Here is a 17,725-nt window from a genome sequence, read left to right on the forward strand (position 1 = left end):
TGACAGGAATGCAATCTTACCACCATGAGCTTTTGAGTTTATTAGGCGCACAATATAAAGCGGTTTATTCCTGAATTAGGTGCGGAATGAAGGTTCAATCAATATGCACATACAGACTCCATAAAAAGTTAAAGGCCCATTTGGGCCTTATCAGAAGTTAAATAGCGTTTCATAATTCTGCTACACATGGCCTTCTTCAACCCATTGTTATATATGGAATTATGAGTAGTATAAGATGTAGCACTATTTTAGAATCTTATTTAATTTGATCATCATTTCGACAGGTTTGTTAACTGGTATTGAACTGAGATCGATAAAGTTAAACCGTTGGATATTGGTGGCAGTTACTATTTTTCCGTCTCGTAGCAAAAAAATTCGGTATCAGACTGATAGCGTGACAACCATGATTCGAGTACAGATGATTCAGTGAGAATGTACGATCTTCCGTTCAAGAGAAAGTAGATACAAGGAATACCCATACCTTACCCCCGGCCAGACAGCACAGAAAAACCGAAGTGAGTATAAACATTCGCATCTGGTAGGACGTTATGGTATCGGAACGGCCACCAGCAACCAGACTCATCACGCATGAAATAAATTTCCAGCGTGTTAGGTACCATTCGGTACCCAATGCTTATGATCATCATTTCGTCGAATACAGGCTCATTATCAAAACTTGAAATACTGCCAGTATGACGATTTTCATAAACATAGCTGATAATGTTATCCAGCATTTCATTGGTAAAGCTATGCTGAGACTCATCAGAAGATAAATCGAAATACAAGTGAGTAGTAGACATGAGAATAAACTCCATAATAGGGGCATGAAAAAAACGCTGACATATGCCAGTGTTTTACCGTTTAAGCATTCAGGCCAGTTTTCTTTTCGGCTTCGCTGCTTCACTAGGATAAAAGTAGTAGAACGCTTTTTTGTATTTCTCATAGCCAATACGTTGAGACTTCACGTATTCCATATTGTTTGGAGCGGTATAGTGCCCAATCTTAATTAAATAAGCCTGTTCATCTAACTCGTTTGCCCAGCGGTGCATGATCTTCATACGGGTTTCGTATGGATCAAGCCCTGCAATTAGACAGCAATTGGTAAAAGAACACATGTTTTCTTGATTAACATCAGAGAAAAACCACAGTATTTCATCAATACGCTGTTCTAAAGTGCTACGCGGAGTAATCATGATGTGAAGTGAATTACGAATTAATTCGTAACCTATTTGCTCAGAGAACCGCAGTTGATAACGGTGGTCCATGTTAGCAGAAATTACATCATATTCTCTGTCACTTGCTTCCAAAATATCTAGGAAAGACAGCTGATTTTTATTCACATACGCTTTACTATAAGTAGCCATTTTGATTACCTTTAAAAAAATTAATAAATTTAAAAAGTTAAAAAATTTAGATTAACGAGAGAGAGCCTTGCGAGTGATTTTGAGAAGTTTCCCGCGTAGCGAAGAGACAGAACCTACAGCAATTCCAGTGTCCCCGAAGAGAGAAGTCATTAAGGTTTGATTGGCGGAGCCGAAGCCAATACCAATAACCAAAAGGCCATCCTGTTTTGCATCTTTAATCATCTGTTCAGCGGTTAGCTTGTCATCCGGTTCCCCATCAGTTACAACGATCATCACATGACGATCTGCTTTGGCCGATAGGAGGTCGGAAAAGGCAGGCCACAAAGATTCACTCAGTGGTGTTGAACCTGAAGCTACTAAACCGAATTGATGAGCGTTGATAGCAGCCCGGAGAGTTTGATCACGCCCTTTCATCAAACCAACGTTGTTCTTCGTGGCGTGGGGAAAGTGATAGGCAGAAGTGGATACGCCTTTGATGCCTTCCAGTGCATAAAGCATGGAGACAACGGCGGCTTCCGCTTCAACCACATCGTATTTTAACGAATCACTGGTATCTAGTAGAACAGTAAACGCACAATTAAACTCGACGGTTTTGGATTTGTGCTTAAACAGCTTCATATTGCCTAGAAGGGCAGAAGTGAGTAAGCGCGTATCCAGTTTTCTGCCGGTATCTTTGTGAGTACGACGAACCTGCTGCATACCCTGAAGTAATCCATGCATTGACTGACGCAAACCAGAAGCAAACTGAATACCTCGATTGACCGAAGTATCGGTTGTTCTGTTTCGTTTAGCTGGTGCGACGGAGTAAGGGACTGGAGCAGGAACACGTTTTGAGCTCGGAACTTTATCTTCTAAAGCTTCATTCAGTTTTTCACTAGCACCCTTCATAACCTCAGAAAGGTCTTTTTCTGTGGTGTCTGAAAAAGGGTCTGAAGAAGACTTATCAGCTGGTGTAGAGCCAAGCGTTAATGAAGCACCATCACCTTTCACATCATCGGTAGAATTGCCAAGTGAACTTTGGTTGTACTGAGAATCGCCAGGTTGCTGTTCCTGCTGCTGTTTTTGCTCGTTAAACGCATCTACAGCGAGGTCATAGAGACGGCATGAGACATCGAGACATTGACTGACTGAATCCGCATTAACAGCTTCAGCCAAAATCATCATCGACTGGTCAAACAGCTTCAAACCAAATAACCGTTCAAAGTCCTCACGCACTTGCTTAGTAGGAATACTTAAACCGTGATAACGGTTAAACCCACACATTACCATTGTGTTGATGAAGACAGTGGGGGGATGGTCACTTGGTTTGGCATCCTTATCAAAGAGAAAGGTATTGAGCGCTTTCAAAAAGGTTGGGGTGCCGGGGAAGCGACGACCAATCGCACGTTCTATGCGAAGATCTTCAGTAACCTTAACCAGTTTGTGTAACACATCCCAGTTGTATTTACCTGATTGCACCTTACTAGCTAATTTCTTTTCAAAGAATTTAAAGTCAGTGAAACGGACATGTGCTGATTCGTGTACAAGGTAGCCCAACAAGATTTCTGATAGTTCCTCAGCATTCCTATAAAAAGGGATGTTGATGCAGAATCGGTCATGATCTTGGTAGGTAAAGGCAGTTTTTCCGCCCACTGTAACATCGACGCCGAGTTGAGAGCTTAGCGCTCGCGCAACGATGGGAAGAGAATTGTAAATACCCATGATGTGATACCTCGCAATAGATAAATTTAAAAAGTTAAAGGTGGTGAAATAAACCGTTAGGGTTTCCTGACAGACGCGTAGAGATCTCTGTTTTCCACTAAGCGTAAAAAATAGGTTTTGCTGCCAACAGTAACGAAGACGTTTTGCAATGCTTCTTCCTGCTGAAACAGTAAAGCGAATGGGAAGACCATGACGGAAAGTGTTCTTCTGCAATACCCTGTTAATGCAGGGTACAACCGAAGGGAACGGCAAATGCCATAGAAAGCAGTTCACCGTATTTTCCACGTTTGACAAGAAGCTCATTATGCAAATCAAAATGCTTTGCATCTATGAACCTTGGTTTGAAAAGTTAATAAGCCCGGTATGGGCTTTGTGATTTAGAAAACGAATAATCCGTCGTCTTTGTCTGCAAAATTTAAAGTCTGTATTGAAACAGGTTCTTTAGATGCCGCAGGTGTCCGTTCAATCTCTGAAGCGTCAGGCAGACTATATGGAGCATCGCTAACGCCAGACAAAAATGAACTATCATCAACTACCACCACAGAGGAAGCGATTTCGGCCAAAACATTTTCAACTGGTGTTAGGGTAGCTTCTTCAGCAACTACAGTTACCACAGTCTCAACGTCAACAACCGGATCAGTCACTAAGCCTACAGTAGGCAGATCAGTTGGCAAATCATCAAACTCTTCATCACTGACAACGACGGCAGAAGCGAAAGCATCGACATGCACAAGGGCAGGAGATGTTTCGTCCACAGCGTTATTGTTATCAACCGCAAGTGCAGGAACCGGCTGTGCAGTGTAATCGAGCACATTAAGCATTGTCAGATCTACAGTAGTATCAGTAGCCGCATTGCTCTGAGGTTGAGATAGTAATTCAACAAACGATTTTGCGTTTTGTGGATCGCGGAGGTTATTCAGCAGCGACAGGATATCGTTATAATGTTTACCAGTTATTTTGCCGGTCAACGGAATATCTTTAAGCATATCGCTCACGTACTTACAGAGTCCTTTAACGCAGGGGGCAATAAAAGACAATGAATCAAGTTTTTCGGCGCAGCGGCGTAATGGATTCAGCGTATGCTGGGAAAATGAATCCGGGTTTCTGTTTTTCAGGAACCCTTCAACAACGTTAGCCACATCCTCATAAACTTCGTCAGCAAGACTTTTAATCTGACCGGTAAGACTCCCCTGAATAATGCTGTTGCTGTAGGGCGTGATGTGAATTGCAGTGAAACCAAATTGAATTTGGTTATCCATATAATGCAAATCAATCGATGCATCCCGGAGCAAAATGTCACGATATTTTTCTTCAAACGAGTTAATCCAGCTTTTGAAATCGGCCTTCATAAATTCTGCTTTGTAAGCATAAAAATCAGACTTCAACACGTTCAGTTTAGCGATAAGATCGTTAATCTTATCTGCGGGAACAGCATATCCACCCATGAACCGAATACCCACTTCCTGACACAAGGTGTGAGCCGTGTTCTTTTTACGAGTAAAAGGGTTGATGAGTTGCGGGTCAATTATTTTTTTACTACCCAATGAAACCATTACGTCAGGCGGTAATTTAGCATCTTTTCCCAGATCTTCTTTTTTCAGCTTACGGCGACCGCTAATGCTGGTGATATCCGAAAGGGAAACAAGAATCAGTTGATCCAGAACTTGAGCTTCGTTTGATTTAATGGTCATGATTAATACCTCAATTTAATAAATTTAAAATACTTAGGACATTAAAAAAGCCCTTTCGGGCTTAAAGTTATTGCAGAGCTTCTTTACCAAATACGGACTCAACGATAGTGTGCAAAGCACGCTTATCATCAGCCGTCGCACGGTTGCCAATTTGGAAATCGAACGACATCAGCATTGCTTTAGGCATATTCGCTTTCTTCATCAGAACAAAGCGGTCAATCCAAGCAATGAGAGAACGGGTAGAACAGGTTACAGATAAGCGAAGATCAGCAGATACAGGAAGCGACGGGACTTTGTCAGAAGGGTTCTGACTAAAATCACCAGTAAGATCACGGCCTACAAACAATGCACGAATCATGTTTGCCACTTCTACAAATTTACCGGCAATTTGAGGGTCTGGAATGTATTTAGTAGCGAGTTTCGTCTCAACATCCGCAGGCATATAGTCAGCGTTAATGAACATATAGCGATCAAGGTTCGCCACGTTCATAATTTTAATACCGCCGTATACACCTGTTTGATCGCCCTGACCAATTGAATTGGCAGTAGCGATAAAGCGGAAGTTAGGATGCTGTCTAATGACCTCGTTAGTTTCAGGAATAACAAGATTCCCGCCTTCCAGAATGGCATTAAACGTGTTTGCGCATGAAGGGTCTAACTGATCGTATTCGTCCAGCAAGAAAATCAAGCCGTATTTATATGCTAGCGCTAATGGGCCATGAACAAAAATAGTTTTTGTATCACCGGTTAGTTCGTCACAAACGAGACGAAGACCGCCGATAAAGCTATTAATATCCAGCTCTTGAGACGCAGTAGTCTTCATGACAGGCCAGTTCAATCGAGCAGCAACTTGCTCAACAATACTGGTTTTACCACAACCTGTCGGGCCAGAAATCCAAAGTGACTGGTTTTGTGGAAAATTAATCCACATCAACACAGATGTACGAAAAGTAGGCTCGAACACATAGTCGTTGTTAAGTTTCGGAATATATGCACAGAAAGGGTTATTCGCAGAGAATCCAGCGTATTGTCTTACTTTATGCACCATTTCTGGAGGAATTTCTATACCAAACAGAGCCGGAGAAATAGCAACGTTACGCGTCAGAACATCAGCAGGTAGGTTAGTAATAAAGTTAGTCATGATATACCTCATTAATTTAAATAAATTTAAAAAGTTAAAAGATGAAAATCAGAGGGAATTTCTTCATTTCGTTTAGGAAATTAAAAATTAAGGAACTAGAGAATTAAGTTGCAACAGCACGAACCAGATTGGTGTGTTTATATTTACGATTAATATTTCCTCCTTGACCAACTACAGTGACCTTTGAGGCATATGTGACGTAAGGTGCGATACCGCGAGAGGAAATTGCGGAGATAAGAATGTGTATGAAAAAGGTTTTGGCGTAAACGAGTACACCGTCAGCCTTATATTTCTCACATAGTGCAACAGCGATGTCAGCAAGTTCATTAGCACGCAATGTCATCTCTTTAACGGAAGGGCAAGACGCAAACGACAGCTTCTCGCGGATAACGTGAGAAATATGCTGTTCAACGTCGATTACCCCCATTTCACGTTGTTCATCAGATGCAAGATATGCAGTCATGTTTACGAGGAACATGGGAGAACCCTCTTAGTTTATAAAGTTAAATGGATTTAATGACTTAAGTCTCGACCGGACGGGAGACATGGGTTTTAAGGTACTGCGATGCTCAGTTTTAAGGCGACTGAGCTAACCTGGGTGTTGTCATCTCGACAACGAAACACCTTTTTCGACGCATATAAAAAACTCGCAGCCTTTTGGGCAACGAGTTATTGAATAGGTATAGATATACGTGTGCCATGAGAATGGCTTTATGAAGTCATCCAAATTGGCGATATCGCCGAAGTTGAGGTGATTAAAGGGCGCTAGCCAGAAGTTAAGCGGGTGTTTCCGCATAGCCAAGATAATCAATTGTTCCTGTACGGTCAAGCAGAAAACCCCGCTCAATGACCTAATACCGCCCGCTAAAGAAAAGCAAGGGAACTAACTGTTGTCCTTTTCATTTGAAAAAACCAGCTCTATCTTATGATTAACGACATAGACCATACGAAAGCAAAGGTAATGTCACCGCAGGCTAACGGTATCTGCGAGTGATTCCGTAAGACGATATTACAGGAATCTTATCAGGTGACGTTCCGCAAGAAACTCTACAGCGGTCTCGAAACATTGCAGTCAGACCTTGATGAATAGCTACATTATTACAATAATGAGCAAACTCATCGGGGAAAAATGTGCGGTGGCCGGACACCAGTAGAAACATTACTTGATGGCAAGCGCATCTGGGCTGAAAAGAATTTAATCCAGATGTAATCTGACAGACATCTGTATATATAACCGGAAACTGTCAGCTCAGGTCTGAGCTAATAGCCTGTCTCCGTTGTCGGAAGAAATATATTAAAAACAGTCAATTACACAATTTAAATTACAGTCTCTTTTTATCTTTTCCGATTATCGTATCTCCTTCCCTGTCTCCAATACGGGCTTTTTTATCAACGAATTCTGGACGTTCACAATTTTAATTCTTTCTCTTCTTTCATAACAGACATAGAGTTTACAATATGATTTACTGGCAATTCTGAGATGCTGCTATAAACTTGAAGATGCAGGATTCAGAACCTGGAAGTTGTCATTAATACGACACGACAAGTTCCCAGTAAGTTCCGGTAATATTTCCGTAAAAAAGCGATGTATTGCCTGCCTGAACAAGGCCGTTGGGGAGAAATAAGGGTTATTCCTGACCTGTTCATTCATCACCTTCCACAGCCTTTCTATCGGGTTCAGATTCGAGCTGTATGGCGGGCAAGTAATGAAGGTCGATATTCATTACATAAGCCCAGTATTTCACCAGACTACTCCGGTGGTAACCGGCTCCGTATAAAGATAATATGAACCTTCTGACTGATCGGATAGGTTTCACGCAGGGCAATGAAAAACTCTGCGATGTGATAACTGTCGATACGGTCATACTCGCGTACCCCCGTTTTACTGATATCAGCCAGATTCAGGATACCCATCAGGTTCAGACAGGTACGGCTTTCCGTGGTTTTCACTGTGGTTTTCTGGCCAGCCATAAGCCAGTTTCGTCCCTTGCGTGGGATGGACGCCATCAATGAACAGGATGGACTCATTGTCTCCGGCTTCCTGCTTCAGTTTCCCGTAGGTTTCCATAAAGGCCCGTTACTGCTCCGCGTTGAACTTGTGTGGCACGCCGGTCGGTTTTTTATAACTGAATGCAGTCATTTATTCATGCCGGGAACAGTGTAACAGTCAAGAGCAGGCCAGGGAAAACCGGCTAACGCCGTGGGGTAAAAAGACTTATCAGCGATGAAAGGAGACGATAGAACGTAGTTTTGCGGATGCGAAGCAGCATCATGGGTACCGCTATGTCCGTTTTCGTGGATTACTGAAAGTTCAGATAAAGTGTCTGCTGTAAAAAATCAAAAAATATCAATAAGATATAGTTTTTCTGGTCACCACGTTTTGTTATTTTTATTGCGGGATAAAGGGGCATATGGCACGGAAAGGGCAAAAATGGCGTATCGGAGGGCGATCACATGGGTCTAATGATGAAAATGGCCACAACATTTTCATCATGAAAAAACAAGCCCCGTTCTTTTTAACGAAGTTTGTCAGCGGTCTGATGAGAAGGCCTTACCTTCTCATCACTTATAGCGGTGTCTGGTTTTACTTGACCGTTGCAAACTACCAGCAATTGTGAACAAAATCGGGAGTCAACCCCCTGATTGAAGGGGAGCCTATATGCGCCAATGTACGTTCAATATCTTCTTTTAGTAAACGGATCACTTCACTGACGCCTTGCTCGCCAGTCGCTGCAAGGCCATACAGTACTGCCCTTCCCAGCAACACCATATCTGCTCCCAGAGCCAACGCTTTAACGATATCAGATCCTCGGCGGAAGCCACTATCGATCAAGACAGGTTGATACATCGCCTGTACCGTAGCACTTAACGTTTCCATTGGGGAAAGTGCGCCATCAAGCTGTCTCCCGCCATGATTGGACAGGATCACACCATCAGCCCCCAGTTCGATGCATTTTTTAGCGTCCTCTGGCCGGATAATTCCCTTCACCAGAAGCTTATGTGGCCATAAAGCCCGCAACTTTTCCAAGCCTTGCCAGTTAAAGCTAGCATCCATTTGTCGACTCATCACTGCGACCTGAACATCTAGGCTTATGTTTTCCGTCATGACGAAATTCGCAAGTTGAGGCATTCCATTGCGCAAAAAACGCAGCAACCAGCTTGGATGAAGGCAGCCGTCAAGTAGCACGGCAGGACGATAACGCAAGGGCAGACAGAACCGGTTACGTATATCCCGTTCCCGATAGCCATTAACCGCAACATCAACGGTAATTACCAAAGTGGTGTAATCAGAGGCCAGCGCCCGCTTCACCATCTGTTCTGCCAGTTCGGGACATACTACATAGAGCTGGAACCATTTTTCTCCGTCACACTGCCTAGCCACATCTTCAATTGTCATGTTCGCCGCACTGGAGAGTATAAAAGGAATGTTTTCTTTCGCCGCCACTCGGGCAAGAATCAAGTCGCCATCTGGCCGAAAAGTGGCATTAAGCCCAGTAGGAGCAATAGCAAAAGGTGCTGACCATACCTTATTAAACAAAGTACATGAAATATCCCTTTTACTGACGTCAATTAATCGATGGGGTATAAAACGCCAGCGATCAAAAATCTGCTGATTATAGCGTAGTCCTTTTTCATCCTCAGCACCGCTCTCTAGGTAGTCAAAAATTATCTTTGGTAATTTTTTCTTCGCCAAAGTGCGGTAATCCGCCACGTTAAGTAATTTGTTGCTCATCTGATTTCTGTGCAGGGTAGTCATGTTCAATCTGTTCAACCCGTTGCCATGTATTAAAAGATTCACTTTATGCTGTTTAAGCTGCCCCAAAGTGGGCAGCTCAAGTTCCCCCACCCAACGATTTGTGGATCAATTGAAAGCAATATGCCCTTCTTCATCAGTGATAATACTGACTGGCTTACCTTCATTTATTCCCTCTGGGTTAATAATGTAATGTTACGGACAAGAAACGGCTCTTCTCATCTCATGAGTTTTCCCTCCGATCGGCAATAAAGCAGGATAATCGACGCACCCCCTCTTCAATCAGGTCAGGTTCAACATAGCTGAAAGAAAGTCTGAGTACATTGTTGTAACGATCTGAATTGGAAAATATCGCTGTTGGAACTACAATCACGCCAAACTCAGCAGCACAACGCTCAATATCCTGCATAGTCAGGTTGAAAGGTAGACTCAAGTTGAGAAAAAAGCCGCCATTAGGCATATTCCATGAGATAGTGGAGTCTTTTTCAGCAAAGAAACACGTTAGGCTGTGTAGTAATCGATCCCGCTTTGCTCGATAGTGTTCACTGATACTCTGCGTGATTTGCTTTAATGAACAATTGTTCTCCAGCAGGAATCCTCCCACAATAGCCTGAGCGATTTGCCCGGTATTTACGGAAATAAAGCTTTTCACTCGGGTCATATCATTAATCAGAGGTACAGCCAGCTCCCCCCGTTTTACGTGAGCCCGGCAAATCAAATAACCAATACGCACCGCTGGACATAATGTTTTGGCAAAAGTACCGATATGAATAACCACGGCTTCGTTATCCAAGGCAAGCAGCGTCGGTTGTTGATGATGCGTATAATCAAACAGACGGTAAGGGCTATCTTCTAAAATAAATAATGCTCGTGCATAACAAAAAACCAGTAATTCTTTTCTCCGTGCCAAAGACATGGTTCTGCCACAAGGATTAGAAAAATCAGGAATAGTGTAGATGGCACGTGCACGCTTTCCTGATGCAGCGATGCTATTGATGCTGTGCTCCAATGCAGAGATAATCGGCCCTTCTCTGTCACACTCAACATACACCACATCAATGCCTTTGATTCTGGCCGCACCGGTAATACCAATATAAGCTGGATCTGTCACCAGTAGTACATCATACGCTGGAGAGAACAGTGTATCGAGGCAGATAACCATCCCTTCCTGAGCACCATTAGTAACCAAAATCTCTTCCTGTTCCAGCGTAATTCCCTCATCAAGATATAGCTGCCTAGCGATCAATGGATTAATAATGCCGCGTGTATCGCCATACTGCCCAAGCAAGTTACCAATCTCTTGATGGCTTTTATTACGCGCTTCAGCCAGATAGTGGGAAAACAGCGCAATATACTGCGACCATTTTTCCGGCCGAGCATTAATCTCTGAGGGACGACCAGAGGCAAACGAAATCGCATTAGGATACCGCTCTATGACTTCATTGAGAAAACACATTGCGTTCAGGTCAGCATGTTCCTGAAAAGCTAGGTCACTTGCTTCTATTGCCAGTGGCATAAGTGTCTCCTGTTACTATTATTAAATATTAAATTTGTTGCGTCTTTTCCAACTGCCGGAACAAACTGTTTATATTCTCTTCTTCAAATCCTTCGCCATGCCTCTCAAGAAACTCAAACATCATTCCCGACTCATTGTCACGTTTAGTGAAAATCTGTTTCAAGTTACCCCCACTAATAATCTGTGTGGAAAATTCAATGCCGTTTTCCTCTAATTCGGCTACGACTTCCTCCAAATTCTCCACCTCAAAAGCAACATGCTGAACACCAGGCCCATACTGTTCAACGTACTGTGTCACCTGAGACTGCGATTCTGTGCCCTGTAATAGCACCAGCGTATAGCCATTTCCTTGTAAAATTGCGGATTCCATCGCAGTAGTTACGCCCTTTGTTACTCGACGTTCCACAAGGGTAAAACCAAGCATCTCCACATACATGCTTAACGCTTTATCCAGTGACACAACTGCAATAGCCAGGTGGTCAATCTTTTTATATTTCTTTGCTATCCCTGTGAGAGAAATGTGATTTTCGGTCATAATCTTTATCAGAAAGTTAAAGTTAAAGTAATCTATTCCCATGCTTAGTATCGCCGGGAACATCCAATTTAAAACGCCGAGCATCCCCCCTTTTAACTACTAGGAGGATCAAACGCATCAACATCTGATAGCAATGTTTCAAGTTGTACAGCAAATTGCCACAACTCCCGCGAAAAGACAGGCCGTTAACACCACGAGAAACGGAATACCGGATTTAGTTGCTACAAGCAATCATTCACGTATTAGCTGTTTTTTCTGCAATATACTAGCAATCACTAGGAAGCATCTTGCTAGTCTACCGAACGTAATACTCTGTTCTTCATCCAAGCTTTTTGTCAGAAACCGATAAACAAGTTTATTAATATGAATATCACAGCATCGAGTAAGCGCACCGGTCAAAGCCCCCCCCCCCTGAATTGCATAAAGACCTTTTCAAAATTAGCTTAATGCGTTGCGGATTTTACGGTACCCGAAAAACTGAAATATACATATACACTACACCAAGCAGTAGTTATTTTTCTCTAACTCTGTCTCTTTTTTGCCAACTACTCCACAAGAAATACTTATAGATGCCAGATTTCCAGCTTAAAAAAGCCGGTTTTTCATAACCATTTATAGATAAAATATTTTTTCTGAATTACTTTGTTGCTTATAAATCAATATATGACAAGCAAATCATGAAGCTCTGCTTTTTATGTTTGTATGGTTTTTATTATTCCATATTAAATAATTATTTGAGTGTATTGTTTTCTAGTGTGATCCATGTTTGTTATTTGAAATATCATGGTGATTTTTAAATGCAAAATAATATTTATTTGGAATTAAATTACTGCTGATTACTTTGGTGTTTTTTATTATTATGTTTGTTAAAGTTTTTTTGCTAATTTAAAATTATGTAATTTAATATAAACAACCAGTGAAACTCAAAAAAATCAGTAAATTAGCTAAAGCGATTACAGGTTAGAATGAGTTAATAATTGTCGCTCAACAGAAAGTACTGCCATCGCAAAGTCTATTTTTATAACCCTGTCTTATATTGACAAAGTGAGATTAGTGTGTAATGTCTGATTCTGGAAAAAATCGAGATAAGTAATCGAAAAATAAAACCGAGGGAATCTTAACTAATTTTGGAACGGATTTATTTCCTTGATAACGTGCAGAAAAAACTCGATTTCCTTTTGCCATGCTCTTCAATTTTTAAATCTTCGGTATTTGGTGATCTTTCTACTTCGGTGTCTTTGACTAATTAATATAAGGAATTAGTAATGAAAAACGATAAGATGGTAACTCCACAAACCAAACGTGAAAACGCGTATTTATCGGCATCACAACAAAGAATGTGGTCAGTTCATTGCATAAAAGATCGTTCCGAAAACTACCATGTATCGGCATCTTATAAACTGGTTGGTAGTTTGAATATTGAACTATTTCACCAAGCATTAAATATTTTATTTATCCGTCATGATGTATTATGTTCAACTTTGATTGATGATAACTCGTTTCTAGTGGTTAATACTCTGAGTAATAATAATTCACCCTCTATTCTAATCTCTGACCTTCGTGCCGTTGATGAACAAGAGAAAAGGATTGCTCAGATTATTGATGATACACTTAATACCCCTTTTGATTTCCCTAGAGAACCATTAATAAGAGCTTGCTTAGTACAGATAAATAATGAAGAGTATATATTTTTATTAAATCAACATCCGGTTATTGCCGATAATTTCTCTGTTAGCATACTAATTAATGAATTATGTGTTATTTATAATGATCTATTGAATCATCGAACGATTTCTTTGCCGCCCATTACACAATACTTTGCTGATTATATTGCTTGGCAAAACCATTATCTGACTAAAGAGCGGCTATCAATACAGCGTGAATATTGGCAGCAGCAGCTTATTGATATTCCTCCCTTATTAACTTTACCGACAACGTATCCAAGGCTGAATAATTTACCGCCAAAAGGGGATATCTGTGCGTTTACGCTTAATAAAGACTTAACCAATCAGCTTAAGCAGATTAGCCAAGAGCAGGGGATAACCTTGTTAATGACTATCATGACAGCTTGGGCTATTGTACTTCATCGTCTTTCAGGGCAAGACTGTATTGTCATTGGTACCCCTTTTGCTAACCGAAATAACAAGGAAATAAAAAGTATAGTAAGGCCATTTGCCAATATCTTACCGGTACGGATTGATATTGATAATGACGCTACGATTGAAGAACTACTTGTGCAAGTCAGTAATACGATGATGAATGTGCAAGATAATCAGGATATCCCTTTTAAATGTCTTGTTGAAGCAACCAATCCGGAGTGTAATATCGCTTATTCCACTATTTTTCAAGCGTTCATAACCTGGCTGGATTGTTATAAAAATGAGTGTGAATTTCAAGGAATTAAAATATCTCCTATTGATTATCATTCAAATACAGTAAAAGTCGATCTCGAATTATTTATGTACCAGCGAGAGGAGGAGATTATCGGCGGAATAAATTATGCGACAGCGCTATTTGATAAACCAACTATAGAGCGTCAGCTAAATTATTTTCTTATTGTCTTGAATACCATGGCGAAAAATGTCACTCAATGTATTAAAGAGATCGATATTTTGTCAGCAGATGAACGAGAGCTATTGCTAAACCAATGGAATGATACCGCAGGGGATTATCCATCAGAATATTGCATTCATGAACTGCTTGAACGGCAGGTGATAAAAACACCTCATGCGCCCGCATTGGTGTTTGATGGACATACCCTGAGTTATGCTGAATTGAATCAACAGGCTAACCGATTAGCACATCGGCTGATTGCTGAAGGGGTAGTCCCGGATAGCCGCGTGGTAATTTGTGTTGATCGAACACCATTGATGGTCATCGGTTTGCTGGCGATTTTAAAAGCGGGAGGAGCTTACATTCCGCTTGACCCTAGTTACCCGTCAGCACGTCTTCACTATATTCTTGATGATGCCGCCCCTGTCTTGCTATTACACGATGATATTAGTACAGATAAGTTGCATGACATATCTGTGGCAAAGAAACGGCTGGATATAAATGCAGTCTTGGCGGAAGGCATTGAGTTATCAGCAGATAATCCCTGTGTCATGGGGCTAAATTCACGTAATTTGGCCTATGTTATCTACACATCAGGTTCAACCGGTAATCCGAAAGGCGTGCAAAATGAACATCGTAGTGTGATGAATCGTTTATATTGGATACAGCAAACTTATCAACTAACACCTGGTGATGTCGTGTTGCAAAAGACTACGTTTAGTTTTGATGTTTCTGTTTGGGAGCTGTTTTGTAGTTTTATGAGTGGCGCCAAAATGGTGTTGGCGACTACAGAACAACAGAAAAATCTCTCTCAGTTGATTGAGTTAATCAGCCAAGAGAAAGTAACCACCCTTCATTTTGTGCCTTCGGTGTTGACCACATTCTTAAAAGAGCCTGATTTGACCCGTTGTTTAACGCTAAAACATCTGTTTTGCAGCGGCGAAGCGTTGCATCCTACCACAGTGAAACATTGCCAGGCATTGATGCCTTGGGTCAGACTCTATAATTTATATGGCCCGACTGAAGCCGCGATTGATGTAACTTATTGGCATTGTCCTGATAATTTTGAGGGGCAAGTTGTGCCAATTGGCAAGCCAATTACCAATTCCCGTATTTATTTATTAGATAACCAACAGCGGCCAGTCCCTTTAGGCGTTATTGGTGAATTGTATATTGGTGGGGTTGGCGTTGCTCGCGGTTATCTGAACCGACCAGAACTGACTGCTGAATGTTTTCTGGTCGATCCTTTTCATTCAGAACTTGATGCTCGCATGTATCGTACTGGCGATTTGGCTCGTTACGATCGTGACGGCAACATTGAATATATTGGGCGTAATGACCATCAAGTTAAAATACGTGGTTTTCGCATTGAATTAGGTGAAATTGAAACTTGCCTTGAAACCCATTCGACAGTGCAGCAAGCGGTGGTTATTGCCCATGAAGGAAGCAGAGAGGATAAACAGCTGGTTGCTTATGTAGTCTTGGTGCAGGGTAACGAATCTGATCAGGCTACGGCGGTGCTGCGCCAATATCTACTGTCTGTGTTGCCCGAGTATATGGTGCCGGCTGCTTTTGTGATGATGGCGGATTTTCCCTTGACGCCCAATGGAAAACTTGACCGCAAGGCACTGCCGACACCGGATGCCACAGCGTATCAACGCCAGCATTATCAGCCCCCTCAGGGTGAGATTGAAATCTTGCTGGCAGAGATGTGGAGCCAGTTACTAAGTATCAATCATATCAGCCGTTTTGATAACTTTTTTACTCTTGGTGGACATTCTCTATTAATCATGCAGTTGATGAGATTGTTGCGGGACAAATGCTATATCGTGCAGTCTGGCGCTCTGTTTTCAAGACCGATATTGGCAGAGCAAGCAACTTTACTAATAAAAATAGATGATGCTTTTGCTGTTCCTCCGAATTTAATAACAGTGGAATGTAAACGTATCGTCCCTGAAATGTTGCCTCTGATTAATATAGAGCAAGCAGATATTGATAGGTTAGTCAGTCAGGTACCGGGTGGGCTCACCAATATTCAGGATATTTATGCGCTATCATCGTTGCAGGATGGTATTTTGTTCCACCACTTACTGGCAGAAGAAGGTGATCCATATCTGTTGACCCGTCAGATAGCTTTTGCTGATCGCTCTCTGATTGATCGTTATCTGGTAGCGGTTCAACAAGTGATCGAACGTCACGATATCCTACGTACAGCCTTTATCTGGCAGGGACTATCAATCCCGGCTCAGGTAGTTTTGCGTCAAGTGTCTTTGTCTGTGACTGAATTGATATTGAACCCAGCTGATGGCTCAGTTTGTGACCAATTGGCTCAACGTTTTAATCCTCGCCACTATCGTCTTGATTTGGGTCAGGCACCGCTACTGCGTTTTGTCATAGTGCGGGAGACCAGCGGGCGCTGGCTTTTACTGCAACTCATGCATCATTTGATTGGTGATCAAACGACGCTGGAAATGATGAACAGCGAAGTGCGAGCGTATCTTACTGGGCAAGAGAACAGATTGCCCATTCCGGCACCTTTTCGCAATCTGGTGGCTCAGTCCCGACTGGAGCACAGTCAAAAGGAACATGCCCGCTTCTTTACTGACATGCTAGCGGAGGTGGATGAACCGACGTTACCATTTGGGGTGACGGAAGTATACAGTGATGGTTCGCAAATTGTGGAATTTCATCGGATGCTAGCGGCTGAATTGAATGACCGCTTGCGTGATCAGGCCAAATGTTTGGGCGTAAGTTTGGCCACACTGTGTCATCTGGCTTGGGCACTGGTGTTGTCACGCATTAGCGGGCAGAAACGGGTGGTATTCGGCACTGTGTTGTTTGGACGTATGCAGGCGGGGGAAGGTGCTGATAGCGGGATGGGATTGTTTATCAATACTCTTCCTCTGCGGTTGGATATCGACGAAACTCCAGTACGGAACAGTGTTTGGGTAGTGCACTCTCGGCTGGCTGGATTGCTAGCGCATGAACATGCCTCACTGGTTTTGGCTCAACGTTGCAGTAACGTAGCTAATGGTATGCCATTGTTCAATGCACTATTGAATTACCGACATAATTCCCCGTTGACGGCTTCAGATGAACCCCTAAATGGTATTGAATTCCTTGGTGATCAGGGAAGCACTCATTACCCGTTTGCTCTATCGGTGGAAGATTTTGGCGAAGCATTGAGTTTGACGGTTCAGGTGGTACAGCCGTTTGACTCGGAACGGATATGCGGTTATATGCAACAGGCGCTGGAAAGTTTGGTGGAAGCGCTTGAACAGACACCGAATGTGCCAGTAAGAGAACTAGAAATCCTGCCAAAAACTGAACGTACGTTATTGCTAGAAATTTGGAACGCGACTGAAACCACATACCCTGATTCATTGTGTATTCATCAGTTGTTTGAGCAACAGGTGGAAAAAACGCCAAAAGCGCTGGCATTAATCGCGGGAGATAAGTCCCTGAGTTAT

General features: G+C 42.2%; 11 protein-coding genes and 4 pseudogenes. 4 read left to right on the forward strand and 11 right to left on the reverse strand.

The window, feature by feature from the left end; all coding sequences use genetic code 11:
* Positions 1 to 482: 482 nt before the first annotated feature.
* From BA1DRAFT_RS19945 to BA1DRAFT_RS19970, 6 genes are all read right to left on the reverse strand, one after another.
* On the reverse strand, positions 483 to 800 hold the full coding sequence (locus tag BA1DRAFT_RS19945) for a hypothetical protein (protein ID WP_036782892.1): 318 nt from the start codon (positions 798 to 800) through the stop codon (positions 483 to 485).
* A 69-nt stretch (positions 801 to 869) separates the two neighbouring features.
* Positions 870 to 1,364, reverse strand: a complete 495-nt coding sequence (locus BA1DRAFT_RS19950; protein WP_036782896.1) for a hypothetical protein — start codon at positions 1,362 to 1,364, stop codon at positions 870 to 872.
* A gap of 51 nt (positions 1,365 to 1,415) precedes the next feature.
* A complete protein-coding gene (locus tag BA1DRAFT_RS19955) occupies positions 1,416 to 3,392 on the reverse strand; it encodes a vWA domain-containing protein (RefSeq protein ID WP_235201182.1) in 1,977 nt (658 codons plus the stop codon).
* A 50-nt stretch (positions 3,393 to 3,442) separates the two neighbouring features.
* Positions 3,443 to 4,756 carry a DUF3150 domain-containing protein gene (locus tag BA1DRAFT_RS19960; protein ID WP_051560886.1) on the reverse strand — a complete coding sequence of 438 codons (1,314 nt, stop codon included), beginning with the start codon at positions 4,754 to 4,756 and terminating at the stop codon, positions 3,443 to 3,445.
* Positions 4,757 to 4,823: 67 nt separating this feature from the next.
* Positions 4,824 to 5,909, reverse strand: a complete 1,086-nt coding sequence (locus BA1DRAFT_RS19965) for an AAA family ATPase (RefSeq protein ID WP_235201183.1) — start codon at positions 5,907 to 5,909, stop codon at positions 4,824 to 4,826.
* A gap of 91 nt (positions 5,910 to 6,000) precedes the next feature.
* On the reverse strand, positions 6,001 to 6,375 hold the full coding sequence (locus BA1DRAFT_RS19970) for a hypothetical protein (protein ID WP_036782904.1): 375 nt from the start codon (positions 6,373 to 6,375) through the stop codon (positions 6,001 to 6,003).
* 435 nt (positions 6,376 to 6,810) lie between these two features.
* Here BA1DRAFT_RS19970 and BA1DRAFT_RS22810 point away from each other — a divergent pair.
* Positions 6,811 to 7,107, forward strand: a pseudogene (locus BA1DRAFT_RS22810) (integrase core domain-containing protein); the annotation flags it as partial.
* Between the two features lie 121 nt (positions 7,108 to 7,228).
* Here the strand turns inward: BA1DRAFT_RS22810 and BA1DRAFT_RS24245 are convergent.
* Together BA1DRAFT_RS24245 and BA1DRAFT_RS19975 are read right to left on the reverse strand one after the other, a co-directional pair.
* A pseudogene (locus tag BA1DRAFT_RS24245) lies at positions 7,229 to 7,383 on the reverse strand (IS30 family transposase); the annotation flags it as partial.
* A pseudogene (locus BA1DRAFT_RS19975) lies at positions 7,384 to 8,028 on the reverse strand (IS630 family transposase); the annotation flags it as partial. It abuts the pseudogene before it with no gap.
* Positions 8,029 to 8,074: 46 nt separating this feature from the next.
* Here BA1DRAFT_RS19975 and BA1DRAFT_RS23320 point away from each other — a divergent pair.
* Together BA1DRAFT_RS23320 and BA1DRAFT_RS23650 are read left to right on the forward strand one after the other, a co-directional pair.
* A pseudogene (locus BA1DRAFT_RS23320) lies at positions 8,075 to 8,227 on the forward strand (transposase); the annotation flags it as partial.
* 81 nt (positions 8,228 to 8,308) lie between these two features.
* Positions 8,309 to 8,515 (forward strand): hypothetical protein, encoded by a 207-nt coding sequence (locus BA1DRAFT_RS23650; protein ID WP_036782908.1) that lies wholly within the window; start codon positions 8,309 to 8,311, stop codon positions 8,513 to 8,515.
* On the opposite strand, the gene BA1DRAFT_RS19985 is transcribed toward BA1DRAFT_RS23650, so the two are convergent.
* The 3 genes from BA1DRAFT_RS19985 to BA1DRAFT_RS19995 form a co-directional block, all read right to left on the reverse strand.
* Positions 8,500 to 9,630: an alpha-hydroxy-acid oxidizing protein gene (locus tag BA1DRAFT_RS19985; RefSeq protein ID WP_036782917.1), complete on the reverse strand. Its 1,131-nt coding sequence runs from the start codon at positions 9,628 to 9,630 to the stop codon at positions 8,500 to 8,502. The genes BA1DRAFT_RS23650 and BA1DRAFT_RS19985 overlap by 16 nt on opposite strands.
* Positions 9,631 to 9,874: 244 nt before the next feature.
* Positions 9,875 to 11,167 carry an aminotransferase-like domain-containing protein gene (locus tag BA1DRAFT_RS19990; RefSeq protein ID WP_036782910.1) on the reverse strand — a complete coding sequence of 431 codons (1,293 nt, stop codon included), beginning with the start codon at positions 11,165 to 11,167 and terminating at the stop codon, positions 9,875 to 9,877.
* Between the two features lie 28 nt (positions 11,168 to 11,195).
* Positions 11,196 to 11,702: a VOC family protein gene (locus tag BA1DRAFT_RS19995; RefSeq protein ID WP_051560887.1), complete on the reverse strand. Its 507-nt coding sequence runs from the start codon at positions 11,700 to 11,702 to the stop codon at positions 11,196 to 11,198.
* A gap of 1,265 nt (positions 11,703 to 12,967) precedes the next feature.
* On the opposite strand from BA1DRAFT_RS19995, the gene BA1DRAFT_RS20000 reads away from it, so the two are divergent.
* The coding region (locus BA1DRAFT_RS20000; RefSeq protein WP_152544361.1) for an amino acid adenylation domain-containing protein at positions 12,968 to 17,725 on the forward strand (4,758 nt) is incomplete at its 3' end.

Source organism: Photorhabdus aegyptia (genome assembly GCF_000612035.1).
Lineage (GTDB): Bacteria > Pseudomonadota > Gammaproteobacteria > Enterobacterales > Enterobacteriaceae > Photorhabdus > Photorhabdus akhurstii.

What these genes read in the sequence shown, in the direction of transcription:
- BA1DRAFT_RS19950 (WP_036782896.1), bottom strand. Translation starts at nt 1,364, where the DNA reads ATGGCTACTTATAGTAAAGCGTATGTGAATAAAAATCAGCTGTCTTTC.
- BA1DRAFT_RS19990 (WP_036782910.1), bottom strand. Translation starts at nt 11,167, where the DNA reads ATGCCACTGGCAATAGAAGCAAGTGACCTAGCTTTTCAGGAACATGCT.
- BA1DRAFT_RS19945 (WP_036782892.1), bottom strand. Translation starts at nt 800, where the DNA reads ATGTCTACTACTCACTTGTATTTCGATTTATCTTCTGATGAGTCTCAG.
- BA1DRAFT_RS19985 (WP_036782917.1), bottom strand. Translation starts at nt 9,630, where the DNA reads ATGAGCAACAAATTACTTAACGTGGCGGATTACCGCACTTTGGCGAAG.
- BA1DRAFT_RS19960 (WP_051560886.1), bottom strand. Translation starts at nt 4,756, where the DNA reads ATGACCATTAAATCAAACGAAGCTCAAGTTCTGGATCAACTGATTCTT.
- BA1DRAFT_RS19995 (WP_051560887.1), bottom strand. Translation starts at nt 11,702, where the DNA reads ATGACCGAAAATCACATTTCTCTCACAGGGATAGCAAAGAAATATAAA.
- BA1DRAFT_RS19965 (WP_235201183.1), bottom strand. Translation starts at nt 5,909, where the DNA reads ATGAGGTATATCATGACTAACTTTATTACTAACCTACCTGCTGATGTT.
- BA1DRAFT_RS19955 (WP_235201182.1), bottom strand. Translation starts at nt 3,392, where the DNA reads ATGCAAAGCATTTTGATTTGCATAATGAGCTTCTTGTCAAACGTGGAA.
- BA1DRAFT_RS19970 (WP_036782904.1), bottom strand. Translation starts at nt 6,375, where the DNA reads ATGTTCCTCGTAAACATGACTGCATATCTTGCATCTGATGAACAACGT.
- BA1DRAFT_RS23650 (WP_036782908.1), top strand. Translation starts at nt 8,309, where the DNA reads ATGGCACGGAAAGGGCAAAAATGGCGTATCGGAGGGCGATCACATGGG.